At 72.7% G+C, this 19,090-nt stretch carries 13 protein-coding genes and 2 tRNA genes; 3 read left to right on the top strand and 12 right to left on the bottom strand.

The window, feature by feature from the left end; all coding sequences use genetic code 11:
- Positions 1 to 8: 8 nt before the first annotated feature.
- Positions 9 to 1,703: a glycosyl hydrolase family 18 protein gene (locus AC3IX6_RS24340; protein ID WP_489364580.1), complete on the bottom strand. Its 1,695-nt coding sequence runs from the start codon at positions 1,701 to 1,703 to the stop codon at positions 9 to 11.
- A gap of 328 nt (positions 1,704 to 2,031) precedes the next feature.
- On the opposite strand from AC3IX6_RS24340, the gene AC3IX6_RS24335 reads away from it, so the two are divergent.
- Positions 2,032 to 3,150: an NADAR family protein gene (locus tag AC3IX6_RS24335; RefSeq protein WP_489364578.1), complete on the top strand. Its 1,119-nt coding sequence runs from the start codon at positions 2,032 to 2,034 to the stop codon at positions 3,148 to 3,150.
- A gap of 27 nt (positions 3,151 to 3,177) precedes the next feature.
- Here AC3IX6_RS24335 and AC3IX6_RS24330 read toward each other — a convergent pair whose 3' ends face one another.
- Positions 3,178 to 4,371, bottom strand: coding sequence for an LLM class flavin-dependent oxidoreductase (locus AC3IX6_RS24330; RefSeq protein WP_489364576.1), 1,194 nt, complete (start codon positions 4,369 to 4,371; stop codon positions 3,178 to 3,180).
- Positions 4,372 to 4,610: 239 nt separating this feature from the next.
- On the opposite strand from AC3IX6_RS24330, the gene AC3IX6_RS24325 reads away from it, so the two are divergent.
- Positions 4,611 to 5,369: an IclR family transcriptional regulator gene (locus AC3IX6_RS24325; RefSeq protein ID WP_407839038.1), complete on the top strand. Its 759-nt coding sequence runs from the start codon at positions 4,611 to 4,613 to the stop codon at positions 5,367 to 5,369.
- Between the two features lie 94 nt (positions 5,370 to 5,463).
- Here AC3IX6_RS24325 and AC3IX6_RS24320 read toward each other — a convergent pair.
- The 5 genes from AC3IX6_RS24320 to AC3IX6_RS24300 form a co-directional block, all read right to left on the bottom strand.
- Positions 5,464 to 5,537: transfer RNA gene (locus AC3IX6_RS24320), tRNA-Lys, on the bottom strand.
- Positions 5,538 to 5,647: 110 nt separating this feature from the next.
- A complete protein-coding gene (locus AC3IX6_RS24315; RefSeq protein ID WP_489364574.1) occupies positions 5,648 to 7,324 on the bottom strand; it encodes an AMP-binding protein in 1,677 nt (558 codons plus the stop codon).
- Between the two features lie 58 nt (positions 7,325 to 7,382).
- Entirely contained in the window at positions 7,383 to 7,994 is a 612-nt protein-coding gene (locus tag AC3IX6_RS24310) for a lytic polysaccharide monooxygenase auxiliary activity family 9 protein (RefSeq protein WP_489364573.1), read from the bottom strand.
- Positions 7,995 to 8,292: 298 nt separating this feature from the next.
- Positions 8,293 to 11,925 carry an SPFH domain-containing protein gene (locus AC3IX6_RS24305; protein ID WP_489364571.1) on the bottom strand — a complete coding sequence of 1,211 codons (3,633 nt, stop codon included), beginning with the start codon at positions 11,923 to 11,925 and terminating at the stop codon, positions 8,293 to 8,295.
- Positions 11,926 to 12,077: 152 nt separating this feature from the next.
- The gene (locus AC3IX6_RS24300) at positions 12,078 to 13,442 is read right to left on the bottom strand and encodes a peptidoglycan-binding protein (protein WP_489371546.1); all 1,365 of its coding nucleotides are present in this window, start codon (positions 13,440 to 13,442) and stop codon (positions 12,078 to 12,080) included.
- A gap of 266 nt (positions 13,443 to 13,708) precedes the next feature.
- On the opposite strand from AC3IX6_RS24300, the gene AC3IX6_RS24295 reads away from it, so the two are divergent.
- Positions 13,709 to 13,782: transfer RNA gene (locus AC3IX6_RS24295), tRNA-Lys, on the top strand.
- Positions 13,783 to 13,849: 67 nt separating this feature from the next.
- On the opposite strand, the gene AC3IX6_RS24290 is transcribed toward AC3IX6_RS24295, so the two are convergent.
- The 5 genes from AC3IX6_RS24290 to AC3IX6_RS24270 form a co-directional block, all read right to left on the bottom strand.
- Positions 13,850 to 14,512, bottom strand: a complete 663-nt coding sequence (locus tag AC3IX6_RS24290) for a class F sortase (RefSeq protein WP_489364569.1) — start codon at positions 14,510 to 14,512, stop codon at positions 13,850 to 13,852.
- A gap of 13 nt (positions 14,513 to 14,525) precedes the next feature.
- Positions 14,526 to 15,197, bottom strand: coding sequence for a hypothetical protein (locus AC3IX6_RS24285; protein WP_489364567.1), 672 nt, complete (start codon positions 15,195 to 15,197; stop codon positions 14,526 to 14,528).
- A 92-nt stretch (positions 15,198 to 15,289) separates the two neighbouring features.
- Entirely contained in the window at positions 15,290 to 16,069 is a 780-nt protein-coding gene (locus AC3IX6_RS24280) for an HAD-IIA family hydrolase (protein WP_489364565.1), read from the bottom strand.
- Between the two features lie 188 nt (positions 16,070 to 16,257).
- Positions 16,258 to 17,790, bottom strand: coding sequence for an alkaline phosphatase family protein (locus tag AC3IX6_RS24275; RefSeq protein ID WP_489364564.1), 1,533 nt, complete (start codon positions 17,788 to 17,790; stop codon positions 16,258 to 16,260).
- A gap of 176 nt (positions 17,791 to 17,966) precedes the next feature.
- Complete coding sequence (locus tag AC3IX6_RS24270; protein ID WP_489364562.1) at positions 17,967 to 19,046, bottom strand: 2-aminoethylphosphonate ABC transporter substrate-binding protein; 1,080 nt, start codon at positions 19,044 to 19,046, stop codon at positions 17,967 to 17,969.
- Positions 19,047 to 19,090 lie beyond the last annotated feature (44 nt).

Below are 19,090 nucleotides of genomic sequence, written 5' to 3'. Positions count from 1 at the left end.
TGGGGGGATCAGCAGGCGCCGAGGTCCTTCCAGACACCCCATTCACCGGTGGTGCCGGGCACCTCGTTCTGCGTCCACCACTGGGCCTTGTACTTGCGGCCGTTGTGCGAGACCTCGTTGCCGCCGGTGTAGATCGTTCCCGCGACGTACGCCGGGGTCGAACCGCAGCCGGTGGGCGGGGTCGTCGTCGGCGTCGCCGTGGGCGTGGCCGTCGGGGTCGCCGTGGGCGTGGCAGTCGGGGTGACCGGAGGCTGCGTGGTGCCGCCCAGGGAGTCCGAGATCTGGTTCAGCAGGGTCGCGTTGGCGTCCAGGCCGAGCAGGGAGTACATCATCGCGCCGGCCAGGCCGCGCTGCTTGCCGTAGTCGACCCGGGCCTGGATGGACTTCTGGTTCAGGCCGGTGAAGAACTCGCCGTCCTTGTAGAAGTACGAGGCCTTGGCCTGGTCGTCCCAGAAGGTGGTCGCCGGGTTGTCGACGATGCCGCCGAGCTCCTTGTAGAGCGCGATGCCGGCCTGCTGGCTGGTCGGACGGGCGGCGGAGGCCAGGGTGGCGGGCTGGGCGAGACCGTTGGTGGTGCCGGGCTGCACGCCCTTCCAGCCGCGGTAGTAGAACTCGTAGCCCAGGACCAGCTTGTTGGCCGGGAAGCCGCCGGTGATGCCGTAGGCGGCGTTGCCGTCGATCCAGGAGTCGATGGCGTTCTTGATGCTGTACTTCTCGGTGCCCGGGGCGATCGCGTCGGTCGGGTCGGACGACGAGGGCAGCAGCGGGGACTGGTGGTACGTCGGACCGTCCGAGTCCCAGGCGCCGTGCATGTCGTACGTCATGATGTTCGCGTAGTCGAGGTACGCGCCGATCTTGTCCGTCTCGATGTACTTGATCTTGTCCTGGCCGGCCGGGAGGGCGGAGGTCAGCAGGTACTTCTTGCCGCCGTTGGCCGCGCCGTGGGCGTCGAGCTGCTCGCGGAACTCCTTGAGCAGGAGCGTGAAGTTCTGCTTGTCCTCGGGGGCGTAGTGGTTGCCGAGGTGGCCGCCCGACGAGCCCGGGTACTCCCAGTCGATGTCGATGCCGTCGAAGATGCCCGCAGCGCTGCCCGCGCCGCCGTAGCCGCCCTCGACGGGCAGGTTGCCCTTGATGTACTGGTCGATGCAGGAGGAGACGAGCTTCTTGCGGGAAGCGTCGGTCTTGGCCGCGTCGCTGAAGTACTTCGAGTAGGTCCAGCCACCGAGCGAGATGTTGATCTTCAGGTTCGGGTACTTCGCCTTGAGCTGCTTGAACTGGTTGAACACGCCGACGATCGGCTGGTCCCACTTGTCCGCGACGCCGCTGACGCTGTCGGCCGCGCTGAAGGACTTCTGGTAGTCGGCGTACGAGTCGCCCGCACCGTCACCGGCGTTGGGGTTGTTGTCGTCGCCCGCCGCCTTGTTCGCCTCGAAACAGGTGAGGTTGGTGGGGTGGATGTTGCCGAACGAGTAGTTGATGACGTCCAACTTGCTCGCTATGCCACGGGTATCGAGGTGCTTGGGATAAAAGGCGTTCCCGTACACGGACCACTGGTCGTAGTAAGCGATCTTGACGTTGCCGGCCGTCGCGGTGGTCCCGGCCTCGGCGGCCGAGGCGGTGGTGAGTCCCGCGAAGGCGGCCAGCGTGCCGCCGGCCAGCGCGGCCGTGGCGGCGGCCGCGATGAGGGATTTACGGATGTGCATGAACTGCCTCCGGGGAAGTGGGAGGGGAAGGCAAGACTTCAGGTGGGGATAGTGATAGCGATCACTACAGGCCTGAGTCAATGGTTTGGACCAAAGAAGGACTAGACCAGTCGCGGCCCAGAAGTCCACGTCAGCGACGTGTGACCCCACCAAAAATCACTCGCCACCCATGGTGACGAGCGATTTAAGGCTGCCTTCATTCACCCTCCGGCAAGGTTTCAGCAACAAACCAGCCAAACTCCGGATGTCACCTCGTGCGAGTGCGTCCGGGCCGGTGCGCATCCGTAAACCCTTCCGGGCGAGCCCGCGTCGGCGGCAGAATCACGGGATGATCGGCAACCGGATCACCCATCGCGTCGCGGACGGCGTCCGCATACCGGGTACGTGGCGGCCCGCCTTCATCCACAACGGCACCTACTTCCTGACCGACCTCTTCATCTACGCCGACGGGCTCATCGACTGCTGGGGCCTGGTCACCCTCGAGGAGTTCGAGGAGAAGGTCCGGACCGGCTGGGTGGCCACCACGCTCCCGGAGGGCGCCGAGGCGTCCGCACACGGGCTGGCACGCTGGAAGTTCGGCGAGCCCCGGAACCAGCTCACCCCTGACCTCCTGGTCGAGGAAGTCCGCGACACCATCGACCGGCTGAACGAACGGCCCGACTCGGTGGGCCGCTGCCTGGCCGCCGTCAAGGCGTTCCTCGCCGATCGGACGGAGGAGAACCGGACCGCGGCCCGCACCGCGTTCCTGGCCGTCCCGGTCTCGCGGCGCCGCAGTGCGCTGAGCGACATGGACAGCAAGGACTGGCCGCTGCGGGTCCTGGTGGCGGGGCCCGGCGGCCGGACCTACCTGCCCGTCGACCCGCCGGTCACGCAGGAGGCGTACGACAGGGCCCTCGCGTACTTCGAGCAGCGGGCCGACGAGCTGACGAAGTGGCAGGCGCGCGCCTCGGCAGACGGGCCGGTTGCTCCATACGCTCCGTCGGTCCATCTCCACCACCGGGTTCCGAAGGGGCCGGTGGCCGAGCCCGGACGGCTCGGGCTGCGCAACGACTACCCCGCCCCGATCACCGTCGACAAGGCCGACTACCCCTCGGTCGCCCATGCCTACTGGGCCCTGTCGGCCGCTCGGCCGGAGGTCCGCGCCTCGATCGCGGCCGCGGCCACCTATGCCGCGGCACGGGACCTCGCGATTGCGGCGCCGCGCCGTGAGGACTGGGAGCACGTCCGGACCGGCGTCATGACCGGCCTGCTGCGCGCCAAGTACGACCGGCACCCCGGGCTGGCCGAGATCCTGCTCGCGACGGGCGATGCCACCCTGGTCTACGAGGACGTGGACTCGGCCTTCTGGGGACACACCGCCGGCCGAGGCCGCAACTGGACCGGCCGCCTCCTCGAACTGGTCCGGTCCGAACTGCACATGCGGCGGGCCGGGATCCCCGGTCCGTGACGGGGGATCCCGGGAGGGGCGGCCGGGTCAGGCGCCCAGGACCGGCATGCCGTACGCGTCCGCGACGAGGGCGTACGAGCGGAGGCGGGCCTCCCCGGAGTGGGCGTTGGCGGTCAGCATCAACTCGTCCGCGCCCGTCAGCTTCGCCAGGTCGTCCAGGCCCGCGGTGACCTCGTCGGGGGTGCCGTGGGGCACGCTCGCGAGGCGGTCGTCCACGAACTCCCGTTCCATCGGCGTGTACGGGTACGCGGCCGCTTCCTCGGGCGTCGGGACCAGCCCGGGCCGCCCGCTGCGCAGCCGGAGCATCGACAGCGCGCCGGTCAGCACCTGCGCGCGGGCCTCCGCGGCGGTGTCGGCGGCGAGGGCCGCGACGCCGATGACGGCGTACGGGGCGTCCAGGACGGCCGAGGGGCGGAACGACTGCCGGTAGAGGTCGAGGGCGGGCAGGGTTCCGGCCGGGGAGAAGTGGTGGGCGTAGGCGAAGGGCAGCCCGAGTCCGCCGGCGAGGCGGGCGCTGAAGCCGGAGGAGCCGAGCAGCCAGATGGGCGGCCGCCCGGCGGGGCCCTGTACGGGGCCCGGCACGGCGTGCACGCGGGCGTACGGGTGCCCGTCGGGGAAGTCGTCGTCGAGGAAGCGGATCAGCTCCGCGAGCTGCCGGGGGAACTCGTCCACGGCCTCGTCCCGTCGCCCGGGCCCGCGCAGCGCGGCGGCCGTCTGCCCGTCGGTGCCGGGAGCCCGGCCGAGGCCGAGGTCGATCCGGCCCGGGGCCAGGGCCTCCAGGGTGCCGAACTGCTCGGCGATGGCGAGCGGGGCGTGGTTGGGCAGCATGACCCCGCCGGAGCCGAGCCGGATCCGGGAGGTGTGGGCGGCGAGGTGGGCCAGGATCACGGCCGGGGAGGAGCTGGCGACCCCGGGCATGGAATGGTGTTCGGCGACCCAGTGGCGGTGGTAGCCGCGGGACTCGGCGAGGCGGGCCATGTCGACGCTGGTGCGCAGGGAGGCGTGGGCGGTGCTGCCCGCGCCGACGGTGACGAGGTCGAGCACGGAGAGCGGCACCGGCGCCCGGCCGAGGGCGGTCCCGCGGATCCCCGCCTCGCTCGAACCGCTGCCCGGTCCGCTGTCCGATCCGCTGTCCGATCCGCTGCCCGAACCCTCGCCCGGGCGGACGCTCCCCCGTCGTCCAGCGTCTCCCGCGGCCCCCATGTCACTGGGCTCACTCATCGTCTCTCCCGCTCCGCTCGCCCGTCCGTTCTCGTCCGTACGAAGAACCCGAACCGCGCGGCCGGTCCGGGCATTCCCGGCACTCTCGGACACCACCCATGACCTTGGCATATGCCAGTGGAGTAGATCCAGGCAGACCGGTGTGATTGAGCCATCAATCTCACCAACAGGCGCTCCACACGGGCCTCTTGATGGCTATCGTGTGAGAGCAAGCGGTAACAACCTGCTAGGGGGAAACCGTGGCGCTGAAGCCCGAGCCGACCGCGCCGTTCCACTCGGTGCAGTACGCCCTGCGCGTACTCGAAACGGTCGCCCGCCATACCGGCGGCGTGACCGACATACAGATCGCGCGTGAGACCGGCCTGCCCGCGGTCCACCTCGCCCCCATGCTCCTCATGCTGCGCCGGGAGGGGTACGTACTGCAGGTGTCCGACGGCGCCTACGCCATAGGAGACTCCCTCGTCCTGCTCGGCTCCGGCGTGGACCGCCAGCAGGCGCTGCAGGACAAGCTCCAGGACACCCTGGACCGGCTGCGGGACTCCGTCGGTGCCGCGGTCTACATCAGCCGGTACGTGGACGGCGAGGTCCGGATCACGCAGTTCGCGGACAGCCCGCGCACCCCCAAGGTCCACGAGTGGGTCGACTTCCGCTCGGCGGCGCACGCCAGCGCGGTCGGCAAGTGCCTGCTGACCCAGCTCGACCTGGACGGGCGGCGCGACCACCTGTCCCGGCACAAGATCGCCCGACTGACGTCGAAGACCATCGTGAACGAGCGGATCCTCTTCTCGAAGCTGGACAGCCAGCCGGCCACGGTGCCCACGCTCGACCTGCAGGAGTACGCCGTCGGCACGGTCTGCGCGGCCGTCCCGATCACCGCGGGAGCCTCGGTGGGCTGCCTCGCCCTGTCCCTGCCCGTGGAACACGCCCACCGGCTGCGGGCCGCGGCCGACGTGCTGAACCGCAAGGCCGCGCCGCTGCTGCTGTCGCTGACCCTCTGAGCGGGGGCGGCGGGGGGCGGGGGGCGGGGGCCGCGCGGCCCGGAAAACACTTCGGGCGGTTCCCGGTGAAACCGGAAACCGCCCGAAGGACAGGTGCGCCGCCAGGGACTCGAACCCCGGACCCGCTGATTAAGAGTCAGCTGCTCTAACCAACTGAGCTAGCGGCGCCTGCTGACAGAGAAAATACTACCTGCTCCTCCGGAGTGCTCAAAACCGCTTCCCGAGACCTCCCCTGAGCACCCTCCCGCGGCCGCTCCGCGGCCCCGCCGGCGCCCCGGTCAGCGGCCCAGCAGATCGGCACGCCCCTGGGCCTCGTAGGCGGCCAGGAGCCCTGCCAGGTCTTCCGCCTCCAGCCTCCGGTACGCGTCCTCGCCGCGCGGCCGCCACCAGACCGGATCGGCGGTCCGGAAGGCCTCGCCGCGCAGGGAGACCCGGTGGACCTTGTTGGTCGCCGTGGTCGGCATGGCGCCGACGACCCGTATGTAGCGCGGGGCCATCTTCGTACCGAGGTCGGGCTGGGCGGCGAGGAAGGAGGCGAAGCCCTGCGGGGAGAAGACGGCCCCCTCGCGCAGGGCCACGGCGGCCATGACCTGGTCGCCCGCCACCTCGTCCGGTACGGCGTACACGGCGACCGCGGCCGCCCGGGTCCAGCGGGCCAGGATGTTCTCGATCACCGCGGCGGCCAGGTTCTCGCTGTCGACGCGCAGCCGGTCGTCGGTGCGGCCGGCGAAGTAGAGGAAGCCGTCGGGGTCGCGGAAGAAGAGGTCCCCGGTCCAGTACCAGCCGTCGCGGGTGCGGGCGGCCTCCGCGTCGGGGTTGCGCCAGTAGCCCTCGAAGAGGCTCCTGCCCCTGTTGACCAGCTCTCCGATGGCCTCGGTGCCGTTGAGGAGGCGACCCTGCGGGTCGAGCACGGCCGGCGGGCACTCGCCACCCGTCTCCGGGTCGATGACGGCCAGGTCGTCGCCCGCGCCGGCCCGGCCCAGGGCGCCCGGCGGGGTGTCGGGGGTGCGCTGGACGGAGGCGCCGCCCTCGGTGGCCCCGTAACCCTCGACGAGGCGGACCCCGAAGCGCTCGGCGAAGCGCGCCGCGTCCACGGCGCCCGCCTCGGTGCCGAAGCCGAGGCGCAGGGTGTGCGCGCGGTCGTCGGGGCGGGGCGGGGTGGCGAGGAGGTACTGCACGGCGCGCCCTACGTAGGTGAAGTACGTCGCCTCGTAGGCCCGTACGTCGTCCAGGAACGCAGAGGCCGAGAAGCGGCGGCGCAGGGCCACGGCGGCTCCGCCCACGAGGGCGGGGAGCCAGTCGGCGATGACGGCGTTGCCGTGGAAGAGGGGCATGCAGATGTAGTGGACGTCGTCCGGGGTGACCGAAAAGTGACGTGCGAGCGAGGCACCGGCGCCGGCCAGCCGACCCTGGGTGCAGATGGCGGCCTTGGGGGCGCCGGTGGAGCCGGAGGTGAAGTAGAGGAGCAGCCGGGAGGACGGCGTCGGGCCGGGGCCGAGCGTCGCGTCGCCGGGCTTCGCGCCCGTGTACGGGGCGAGCAGGGCCTCGTACTCCTCCGTGTCCGTGACCAGGAGGCGCACGCCGGGCAGGTCGAGGCCGCGCAGGAGCGGCAGGTGGGTCCGCTCGGTCACCAGGATCCGGCAGTCGGTGTGCAGGATGTCCCGGGCCAGCTCGGGGCCGCGCCGGGTGGGGTTGATCCCGGCGACGGCGGCCCCGGCGAGGGCCGCCGCGCCGAGCCAGAACGGGAACTCGGGGGTGTTGTCCAGCAGCACCCCGATGTGCGGCTCCGCCCCCGGCGGCAGCAGGTCGACGAGGAGCGCGGCGCGCGCCGCGGCCTCCCGGGCGGTCCGGTGGTGGCTGAGCACGCCGTCGGCGTACTTCAGACCGGGCCGGTGGTCGCCCCATTGGCTCGCGATGAGCTCCGCGACGGTTTCGGGTGTCCTCGTTGGCCGCATGCCGCCGGAGAATAGCTGACGTTCCGTCAGAATTGAACGCCGTGGCGGGCGGTGGCGATCAGAACTGGACGTCGGAGCAGGAGTAGAAGGCCATCGGGGTGTCATTGACGGTCCACACGGCGAGGATCATGTGCCGGCCGGTCTTGCCGCTCGGCATGGTGCCCTGGTGGACGGTGGTCATGGCGGGGCGGGCGCCGTTGTAGGCGACCGTGAGGAAGGGCTGCGGGTCGAGGGCGGCGCGGGTGAGCGGCTTGGTGGAGTCCCAGCCGTTCTTGGTGACGTAGTACCGGAAGTCGGTGGCCGAGTGGTTCGCGGTGAACTGCCAGCGGAAGCCGTAGCTCTGCCCGCTGGTCACCGGGGTGGCCGGCCAGGCGCCGCCGCGCTGGTCGTCGAGCTCCGCGAACTGCGGGAGGCCGGCGGAACATATCTTGCCGTCGGCCGGTCCGGCGGCCGGGAACCCCTTGAAGCCCTCGACGCTCTGCGGCTCCCACTGGATGGCACCGCAGTTGGCGACCGTCTTGTTGGCACAGAGCTTCTGGCGGCTGATCGGGGTGTCGGTGTACCCGTGGCTGCTGGCCGTGGGGGCCGTGACGAGCGCGAGGGCGGCCACGACTCCGAGGCCGACGGTGGTGGCGGTGGCCGTGGCGGCGGCCCGCTTGGTTCTGGGCATGCGGAAGGAACGCATGATGCTGATGCTCCTTGAACGTGGGGGGGTGTCCGGAGAGAGCGTGCGCACGCGTGGGGATGGGCCGTACCGGGTTCGGCGGCACGGCCCGTTCACGAGCTCTGGGTTTAGGTCTAGACCAAGTTCCACAGTATTGACGGGAGTTGGCCATGTCCAGACCAACGGAAGAACGGGTGGTCCGGACCACCCGGATTCCACCCGTTCTCCTGTCGGCCCGCGTTGGCGGGTGTTGGCGGGCGTTGGCCCGCGTCGGCCCGCGTCGGCCCGCTCGCGCTCGTGAGGGCTACTCGGAGCGGCCCGTGTAGAAGGCGACGGTCAGGTCCTTCACGAGGGCCTTGCGCTCGTAGTCGTCGAGCTCCACGATCCCGCGCGAGGTGAGGCGGTGGACGGTGTCGTCCACCGCGTCGACCACCGAGGTCAGGACGGTGTCCCGGTGCTTCGCGTCGATCGCCGCGACCCGGCGCCGGCGCATGGCGTCCGCGACCTCGGGGGCGTACTCGATCCGGGTGGGCTGCGCCGAGAACACCTCCACGCCGACCGCCTCCGTCTCGGACGCCAGCATCCGGGTCAGCGCGTCGCCGACGGCTTCGGCGTCGCGCAGGGTCGGGGCGTCCTCGTGGAAGGCGTCCGCGGGAAGCTGGGACAGGACCCGGGCCATGGCCGATTCGACCTGCTCGGCGAGGTAGTCGACGTGGTCCTCCACGGCCAGGGTCGCCCGGGCGGTGTCCTTGACCTGCCAGACCACCTGGACGACGACCTGGAGGGCGAGGCCGCCGGAGTCCACGGCGGGCATCGGGTCGCTGCGCCAGTGGCGCAGCCGGACGTCGACCCGGCGGCGCAGCAGCAGGGGGCTGATCCAGGTCAGGCCGGTACGGCGGACGGTGCCGCGGTAGCGGCCGAAGAGGGTGAGCACCCAGGCGTGGCCGGCGCGGCCCCGGCCCAGACCGCCGAGGGCGAGGAGGGCGACCACCCCGAGGAAGGCGAGCGGGGGCCAGAACCGTGCCTGCAGTCCCCGGTAGGGGCGGGGCTCCGCGCCGAACGCCAGCGCGAGGGAGTCCGGGACGACCCCGGCCCGCCAGAGCACGACGGCGCAGCCGGCGAGCGCGATCCCGCCGACGGCCACCGCGATCCAGCCCGGCAGCACCGGGCCGCGGTGCTCGTGGAGCCGGTCGTCGCCCCGGGGCACGCGGCGCCCGGGGGCGGACCGGGCCGCGGCGGCGGCCCTGCCCTTCGCCTGCCGAGCCGACCCCGACTGCGGCTCCGACCCCGAGTGCGAGTGCGAGTGCGACTCCGCCTGTGTCTGCGTCTGCCCGTGCGCCTGCGTCTGCGGGTGGGCTGCGCCGCGGAACGGCAGGTGCACCGGCACCGCGGTCACCGCGGCCCCGCGTGCCGCGGTGACCCGGGGCAGGTCCTGCGTATCGTCCTCGGCGATCCGCGCCACGGCCCGCGCGACGACCCCGACGACGTCGGCCCCGTCCTCATGCCCAGGCCCGGGCACGCCACCACGGCCGGCCGCAAACTCCACCCCGAGCTCGGCCCCGCCGGAGGCGGACTCGCCGTGCGCAGCTTCGCCGGAGGCGGACTCGCCGTGCGCAGCTTCGCCGGAGGCGGACTCACCGTCGGCGGTCGCGCCGGTGGCAGTCCCGACCGCGGCAGCCCCGGGGATGGCCCCGCCGTGCGCAGCTTCGCCGGTGGCCGACTGGCCGTACGCAGCTTCGCCGGAGGCGGACTCACCGTCGGCGGTCGCGCCGGTGGCAGTCCTGACCGCAGCGGCCCCGGGGGTGGCGGGCTGGCCGTGCGCGGCTCCGCCGGAGGCGGCCCCGCTGGTGGCAGTCCCGACCGTGGCGGCCCCGGTGGTGGCGGGCTGGCCGTGCGCGGGCTCGTGGTGGGTGGCTTCGCCGTGCGCGGTCGTGCCGTACGCGGCTCCGTCGGTGGCGGTCCCGACCGTGGCGGCCCCGTTGCTGGCGGCCTGGCCGTGCGCGGTCTCCCGTCCGGGGCCGGCGTTGCCGACGGGCCCGGTAGCGACCGAACTGCCGCCTACGGGGGCGGAGTCACCGGCGGTGCCCGGAGCGGGCACCGACCAGGTCAGCTCCCGGCCGCCGGCCGGGTCGGCCGGACCGGCGTCTCCCGGCTCGGGCAGGTCCCGTACGGGGTCGGGGTACTGATCCGCGCACCCGGCCTCCGGGGCGGGGCCCGGGACCGCGTGCTGCGGGGTACGGCCGTGCTCGGCGGAGGAGCCGCCCTGTCCCGGGAGGTCCCAGGCGGCGGGCGGACCCGCGTGCCGCGGGGCGTGTTCCGCCCTGGCGGTCGCGGCGGCGAAGGACACGCCCGGGGCGGGCGCGGCGGCCGGGGGCCAGGCCTCGTCCTGCGGGTGCGGGCGGGCGGCTTCGGCGTCGGGGTTGCTCAGCCGGAGCGCGGCCGCACCGGCGTGGGCCGCCTCGTCCTGGGGGTGCGGGATGTCCACCCCCGGCTCGGCCTGGGCCCGCGCCGCGGGTACGTCGCTCCGCGCGGCCTCCCCGACCCGCCCGGCGGGCCCCTGCGGCGCACCGCCCGAAGCCTGCGCCGCCAAGCCCACGGTGACAAGTCCGTCGCCTTCCCGATCGCCCCCGGCCGGCACGGGCCCGGAGTGCTCCGGCGCCGGCGCCCAACCGGTCGACGCAGCCCACTCACTCACCGCTGCCGCGGGCACGGACCCGGACACCTCGGAGCCTGCGGCCGGCACCGCACCGGAGGACCCGGCCCACCCGCCACCGACCGGCGCGGACGCGGACTGCACGGACCCGGCCCGGCCGGACGCGGCCGCCGGGTAGGCGTCCCGCTCGGCATCGGCCCCGGCGGAGACCCGCCCGACCCCGACCCCGTCAGGCGCGGCCAACAGGTGCGAGCCCCGCTCGGCGTCGGCCCCCGCAGGGACCAGCCCGGACTCGACCGGCACGGACCCGACCCCGTCAGGCGCGACCGACAGGTGTGCGCCCCGCTCCGTACCGGACCCAGCCCCTGCCCCTGCCCGCCCTGCGGCAGACATGGCCCGGTCAGGCGCGGCCGACAGGTGTGCGCCCCGCTCGGCGTCGGCCCCCGCAGGGACCAGCCCGGACTCGACCAGCGCGGACCCGACCCCGTCAGGCGCGGCCGACAGGTGCGAGCCCCGCTCCGTACCGGACCCAGCCCCTGCCCGCCCTGCGGCAGACATGGCCCGGTCAGGCGCGGCCGACAAGTGTGCGCCCCGCTCGGCGTCGTCCCCGGCGGAGACCCGCCCGGACGCGACCGGCGCGGACCCGACCCCGTCAGGCGCGGCCGACGGGTGCGAGCCCCGCTGCGTACCGGCTTCGGCTGCTGCCCACCTGGCCGCGACCGGCGCGGCTGCGCCCTGCTCGGCGGGAACCCGCTCTGAGCGGACCGGCGCGGACGCGGCCAGGTCGGGGGTGGCCGCGTGCGAGCCCCGCTCGGTGCCGGGCTCGGCCGCTGCCCACCCGGCGTTGACCGGCGCAGCCGCCGGTGTGGACGTGGCCGGCACCGGTACGGCTCGGTCGTGCTCGGCCCGCACGACCCAGCGGGGAGCGGCAGCTGCCGGTGCGACTCCGCCCGGCGTAGTTCCCGCCTGCGCGGCGGCGGCCGGGGTGGCTCCGGCGGAGGCCCAGTCGGCGGCATCGGACGCGGTCGGCGCCGCGACCGCCTGGTCGGGCTCGGCCGGTGCGGCCCACCGGGGGCCGACCGCTGCCGACGTGGCAGCGCCCGGACCGGTTCCGGCCTGGGTGGCCCCGCCCGGGGTGGATCCGGCCGGGGTGGCACTGCCCGAACCGGCACCAGTCAGGGTGGCTCCCGCCGGGGTGGCTCCGCCCGAACCGGCACCGCCCGGGGCGGCTCCGGCCAGCGGGGCTGCGCCCGAACCGGCACCGCTCGAACCGGCACCGCCCAAGGCGGCTCCGCCCGGACCGGCCGCGCCCAGGGGCGGGTCCGTCGGGGTGGCCGGTTCGGGCTGCGGGGTTGCTGTTCGGGGGGTTGGGTGTGGGGGGATCTCGAAGGTGCCTGTGGTCGATGTCGTGCGCGTGGGGTACATCGTTGCCTCCGTCATGCGAACAGCCGGCGCCAGGTTTCCGGGCCCGGGTAGCCGTCGGCCTGGGCGCCGCGCCAGCCCTGGGCGCGCTGGAACGCCTCGACGCTGCGGCGGTCGGCCTCGCCCCAGCGGGGGCCCGGTCCGGACAGGTAGTGCTTGCCGAAGCCCTTCTTCACCAACTGGCGGCCAAGGGCGGTGATGGACGGGTGGGACGCGCCCGGCCGGAAGAACGCCGCCCCGGGGTAGGCGGGCTTGCCCGCCGGGCCCGGTGCGCCGCCCGTGGTCGGCGGGATGTCCTTGCCCTGGTGCTGGGCGAGCAGCCGCCAGGTCTGCGCGCCCGGGAGGCCGTCGGCGTCCGCGCCCGTCCAGCCCTGGGCGCGCTGGAAGGCCTCGGTCGCCTGCCGGTCGGCGTCGCTCCACTTCGTCCCGACGCCCTTCGGGTAGAAGCGCAGCCCGCCGCGGTCGGACAGCATCCGGCCGAGCTGGGCGACGTAGGCGTTGTCGGCGCCCGGACCGAACTTCGAGGCTCCGGGGAAGGCGGCCGAGACGCCGCCCGTGCCGCCCGGCGCGGGCGGTTCGCCCGTGGCCGGGGGCTCGGGAACGACTCCGCCGGTGACCCCGTTGAACCGGTACGGGATGTACTTCAGCGCGTTGTTCCAGTAGCCGTAGGGCGTGGCCAGCTTCCGCGTCGTCGGCTTGGTCTGCTCGTAGGCGACGTAGTGCGTGCGCGTCTCGTCCACCCACCCGCCGAAGAGCACGACGTGCGAGCCCTTGTTGGGGTCGGCCGGGTTGTGGAAGAGCAGCATGTCTCCGGGGAGCAGCTCCTCCTTCGTGATCCGGGTCGCGAACTTGTCGAGGCTGCCGGTCCACTCGTTCGTGCCGAGGTTCCACGCCATCGAGACGAAGCCGGAGCAGTCCTGCCGGTACCCGTCCGACCAGTACTTCTCCATGCTGTACGGGACCTGCGCGTCCAGCCACAGCTTCGCCCGGTTGATGATCATCGCCCGGTCGGTCCGCCGCACCGCCGAGGGCGCCCCGGGCAGCCCGGCCGGCTTCGCGGGCGTGCCCTTCTGGCCTTCGGTTCCCTTCGGCCCGTGCAGCGGGGCCCGGCCGCCCTGCGGGGTGCCCGGGTCGTCCAGGGCCACCCGGCCGCCGGGGCCCGGCGTGGCCGCCGTGGCCACGGACGCGCCGCCTCCGCCGAGGACCACGCCCGCGGCGGTGGCCAGCACCAGCGCGCGGCGGGCTCCGCGCGCGGCGGGGTGTCCGCCGTCGCGCAGCGGTATGGCCCGGGCGCGCGCGAGGGTGCGGCGGCGCTGGGCGCAGCCTTGGCACGGGCAGTCGCCGGTGGGTTCGTACTCCTCGAAGGAGGGCAGCGGCATGGGCGGCATCGCCTCACCCATCGGCGTCGCCTCGCCCATCGGCATCGCTTCGTACACATGCGTCGGAGGCTGCATCGTCATGCGGTTCCGTCCACTCCCCTGCTCGTCGCCGGCCGGCCGGGACCGCATCTGGCGGGGCGTCAGATCCGGCCTGGCTCAGACATATCGTGCACGACAAACCCCCCAAACATGGGTTAATCGGACAGAACGCGCGCGGCTTGTCACGAGCACCCGCGGCGGTGGGGTAGAGTTTTCCCTGTCACCAAGCGCCGCTAGCTCAGTTGGTTAGAGCAGCTGACTCTTAATCAGCGGGTCCGGGGTTCGAGTCCCTGGCGGCGCACAGACGCAAAGAAGCCCCTCGCAGTGAAAGCTGCGAGGGGCTTCTTCGTGCTTCCGGAGCGTGCGGGTCAGACCGCCGTTCCCGGGCGGACTCCGACGCCCGTCAGGTACGCCGACACCACCACGTTCGCCGAGTACTCCTTGGCCGCCTTGTCGTAGGTGCCGCCGCAGGTCACCAGCCGCAGTTCGGCCCGGCCGCGGACCTTGGGGCCGTACACCTTGGCGGGATCGAAGCCCGCGCGCTCGTGGACCCGTACGTCCTCGATCGTGAACTCCGCCACCGAGCCGTCGGCCCGCACCACGCGGATCTTGTCGCCGGTCTTCGCCGAGCTCAGGCCGTAGAACACCGCCGGCTTCGACCGTGTGTCCACGTGCCCGACCAGCAGCGCGGTCCCGGCCGTGCCGGGCTGGGCGCCGCCGCGCCACCAGCCGACCGTGCCCGGATTCTCGTACGGGGGCGGTTCGATCGCCCCCTTCGCGTCGAGGTCCCGGACGATCACCGGGGCCTGGACGCCGAGGGACGGTACGTCGACCCGCGCGGGCGCGGCCGGCCCCAGCGGGGTGTGCGCCGCGGGCATGCCCGGGGCGGCCGGTCCGCCTGCCCGGCCGGGCAGGGGTATCGCCACTCCGGTGATCTCACGGCCCCATAGCCACAGGCCGAGGACCAGCACCGACCAGGCCGCGAAGGTCAGCAGCCGGGAGCCGCCGGAGCTCCGCTGCTCCGCACTCACCCGATCGCCCCGGTCACTCGCCGCTGCGGCGGCGGCGCAGGGTCAGCGCACGGCCGGCGACCGCGAGGGTGGCGGCGGCGGCGAGCACGGCGCCGATCACCGTGTGCGGCAGGCCCGGGCCGTCGCCGTCGGGGCTCTTCTTGGCCGCCGCGGCGAGCTGCGCGGAGTCGGCGGCCCCGGCCTGGGCGGCCTCCGCCGCGGACGCCGCCTTCGACTTCGCGGCGATCTCCTCGGACATGCCGCCGCCGCCCGCGTGGACCGGCCAGACGGGGGTGTGATGGGGGTTGGGGCGGTGCTCGCGGCGGCGCTCGATCTCGATCGTGCCCCATTCGCGTTCGCCGCCGCGGCCGCCGCACTTGATCTTGATGTCGTGGCGGCCCGGCTCGGCCCAGGAGCGGATCATCGCGTCGCCCCACAGGGTGCGTCGGTCGTCGCGCCCGGTGGACAGGCGGACCTCGGAGACGAAGACGACGGACGAGGCGACGGCCCAGTCGTCCTCACAGCCGCGGACGCGCAGTTTGACCTGCGCCCCCGGCTCGGCCGGATTGGGGTCGGCCGAGACGCTGCCGCGGTCCCGGTTCCAGTCGTCCTCCCCCGCGAAGGCGAAGGGTGCGGTCACGGCGGACAGGGCCGTCAGGGCGACGGCCACCCCGGTGACACGGAGAGCGATCGAATCACTGCGCATGGTGAACCTCCTCAACAAGGAGATTCACGCGCGGCGCGCCGCTCCGCATCCGGAGCGGCGCCCTCTTGGCCCGTACGTGTCAGCCGTACGACCTAAACCAGATCGACCAGATCGGCGATGGAGGCGAACGTGTGGGTCGGCCGGTACGGGAACTTCTCGGTGTCCTCGACCGACGTCAGACCGGTCAGCACGAGGAAGGTCTGCATGCCCGCTTCCAGCCCGGCCAGGATGTCGGTGTCCATCCGGTCGCCGATCATCGCGCTGCTGTGGGAGTGCGCGCCGATGGCGTTCAGGCCGGTGCGCATCATCAGCGGGTTGGGCTTGCCGGCGAAGTACGGCTTCTTGCCGGTCGCCTTGGTGATCAGTGCGGCGACCGCGCCCGTGGCGGGCAGCGGGCCCTCGGCGGAGGGGCCGGTCTCGTCCGGGTTGGTGCAGATGAACCGGGCGCCCGCGTTGATCAGGCGGACCGCCTTGGTCATGGCCTCGAAGCTGTACGTCCGGGTCTCGCCCAGGACCACGTAGTCCGGCTCGTGGTCGGTCAGGATGTAGCCGATGTCGTGGAGGGCGGTGGTGAGACCGGCCTCGCCGATGACGTACGCGGTGCCGCCCGGACGCTGGTCGTCCAGGAACTTCGCGGTGGCCAGGGCCGAGGTCCAGATGTTCTCCACCGGGACCGACAGGCCCATCCGGCTCAGGCGGGCCTGGAGGTCGCGCGGGGTGTAGATGGAGTTGTTCGTCAGCACGAGGAAAGGCTTGCCGGACTCGCGCAGCCGGTTGATGAAGGCGTCGGCGCCGGGGATCGGGATGCCCTCGTGGACGAGGACCCCGTCCATGTCGGTGAGCCAGGATTCGATCGGCTTGCGCTCTGCCACTGGACTGTTCTCCGCTCTCGGTGGCGTCTGACGTCTGTGACGTCTGTGACCTCTGGTCTCTACCACCTTATCCGGGCCGGACCGCGGACGCCGTGGGCGTCCACGGCCCGGACCGTACGGCGGAACGGGCGGCCGCGAAGGCCCGTCGAGGGCCCCCGCCAAAAGTCCCGTACCCGCCGAAAGCGGCCTCAGCCGAGCTTGACGTTGTCCACGGTCCAGTACCAGTTGTTGCTGCCGGCGTAGCGGAAGCGGACCTGGACGTCGGTGGCGCCGGCCGGGACCTGGAGCGCGATCGACTCGGAGCGGGCGACCGCGTCGGCGGTGTAGCTCTTGACCACCGACGGGGTACCGCCGTTGTAGGAGACCAGGACCTGGGCGGTCTGGCCGGACTCCTGGCGGTAGTGGGTCTGGAAGGTCAGGTTCTTCGTGCTGCCGCCGGTGACCGCCCACTTGGGGGTGATGAGGGTGGAGTCGTAGGAGCCGGTGTGGCTCTTGTCGTCCCACTCGTCGGAGTCGGCGACGGCGAACACGTCACGGGAGCGGACGTTCAGCTCGCGCCACTGGTCGCGCTGGGCCTGGCTCCAGAACTCGTCGGTCGCGAAGGCCCATCCGGCCCACTCGGTGACACCGCCCGTGCCCATCTTGGAGTTGTCGACCGACCAGCCGGCCGGCGGGGTGTGCGTGAATCCCTTGGTGCCGGCCGGGATGCCCGTCTCGTCCACGCGCGCCTGGAGGTTGGGGCGCAGGGTGTCGAAGGCGTCGCCGTCGTCGGGGGCGCCCAGCGGGATGCCGTCGATCGCGGAGCCGGGGGTGACCCCGACCTGGGCGAGCGCGGTCGCCGCCACGTCGACGAGCTTGACGTCGTCGCGTACCGAACCGGCGGGAATCCCGGCACCCTTGGCGAGGACGAAGGTGCCGCGCTCCTGGATGGTGGAGCCGCCGTGGCCGCCGGAGTTGGTGTGGCCGTGGTCGGTGGTGACCAGGACCTTCCAGTTCTCCTGGGCGTAGGTCGGACGGTTCTGGACGGCGTTCAGGAGCTGGCCGACGAGGACGTCGACGCGGGCGACGGTGTCCAGGTACTGCTGGCTGGCGGCGCCGTAGGAGTGGCCGGCCGCGTCGATCTCGCCGAGGTAGACGAAGGCGGCGTCCGGGTTCTGGTCCCGCAGCTCGGCGGCGGCCGCGGCGGCGATCTTCGGGTCCTCGTTGCGGTAGCCGTCGCGGTCGCCCTTGAGGGAGAGGCGCTTGTCGACCTTGGCCGAGAAGATCGGGCCGTTCTGGTCGGTGGAGGTGATGGGCTCCCAGTCGGCGGCCGCGTACGTGTTGAGCGCCGGGTTGGCGTTCTCGATGCGGGTCAGGAAGTCCGGGTAGGCCGTGTAGTTCTTGCCGGTGAAGGAGTTGTCCTTCACCCCGTGCTTGTCGGGCCAGACGCCGGTGGCGATCGTGGACCAGCCGGGGCCCGAGGAGGTGGCGCCCATCGGGTTCGCGTACAGGGTGCTGCGGGCGGTCAGGCCCTGGGCCATCAGGCCGTTCAGGTGCGGGGCGTTGGCGGCCTTGACGCGGTCCAGGACCGCGCCGTCGAGGCCGATGACGAGCACCTTGTTCACGGCGGCGGCGGCAGCGGCTTCGTCGGCGGTCGCGGCGTGGGCGCCGATGCCGGTGGCGAGCAGGGCGGTGGCGGTGGCCGCCACGGCGAGGGTCCGTCCGGACAGGACAGTGGGCACGTACTCCTCCGGGAGTAATCGTGGGGAAGGCGCAGGGGACGTACGGGGCGTGCGGGCGTACGGTCGTGCGGCAACGCGAGCGAGCGTACGGCGGGTCCGGACCGAAGACGAGGCTCGGTCCAGACCCGTTATCTGGACGTCACTATCCCGGTCGTGGGTGACCGGGAGGCGACCAGTCAGCTTCCGGTGGCCGACTTCCACGCGTCGACGTAGCCGGTGAGGTTCTTGTCGATGTCGGCCCAGTCCGGCTCGAAGATCTCGACTCCGGTCATGAGCTTGGTGAGCTCGACGGCGTTGGCATCGGTGGGCTTGACGTCGGTGCGGGCCGGGAAGCCGCCGCCGACGCCGCTGACCAGCTTCTGGGCGTCCTCGCTGAGCAGGTAGTCGAGGAGCTTCTTGCCGTTCTCGGTGTGCGGGGCCTTGTCGACGAGGCCGGCCGCGTACGGGAGGGAGAAGGTGGTGGGCTTGCCGCCGTCCTTGGCGGGGAACCAGATGCCGATGTTCGGCATGGACTTGGACTGCGCGAAGTTCATCTGGACGTCGCCGTTGGCGACGAGCAGCTCGCCCTTGTCGGTCTTCGGCGCGAGCTTGCTGGTGGAGGAGGACGGGCCGACGTTGTTGGCCTGGAGCTTCTTCAGGTACTCGTTCGCCGGCTCCTTGCCGCCGAAGTCGTGCATCGCCTTGATGAGCACGGCGGTGCCGTCGCCCGCGACGCCCGGGGTGGAGTACTGGAGCTTGCCCTTGTACTTGGCGTCCAGCAGCTCTTCCCAGGTCTTGGGGGCGGCCGGCAGCTCCTTCTTGTTGTAGATGAAGCCGAAGTAGTTGTTGACGACCGAGGTCCACTTGCCCTCGGAGGACTTGTTCGCTCCGTTGACCTTGTCGGCGCCCTGCGGCGTGTAGGCCTGGAGGAGGCCCTTGCCGTCGGCCTGCTGGATGAACGGGGGCAGCGTGATCAGGACGTCGGCCTGCGTGTTGGTCTTCTCGCGGACGGCGCGCTGCACCATCTCCCCCGAACCGCCCTCGACGTACTTGACCTCGATGCCGGTCTTCTTCGTGAAGTCGGCGAAGACCTTGTCGTACCAGCCGTCGCCCTTGTCGCTCTTGAGGCCGTCGGCGCTGTAGACGGTGACGACCTTCTCGCCGCCGCCCTTGGAGTCGGTGGCGGCGGAGGATCCGCCGCAGGCGGTGAGGCCGGCGGTGAGGGCGAGGCTGCCGGTGACGGCGGCGGTGAGGCGGAGGTACTTGTTGCTGGGCATGGAACTTCCTCACGGGGAAAGGGAGTCAGCAGGGGAGTCAGCGG

The sequence above is a fragment of the Streptomyces sp. GL_141 genome, from assembly GCF_057834385.1.
This window is presented reverse-complemented; position numbering and strand designations above follow the sequence as displayed.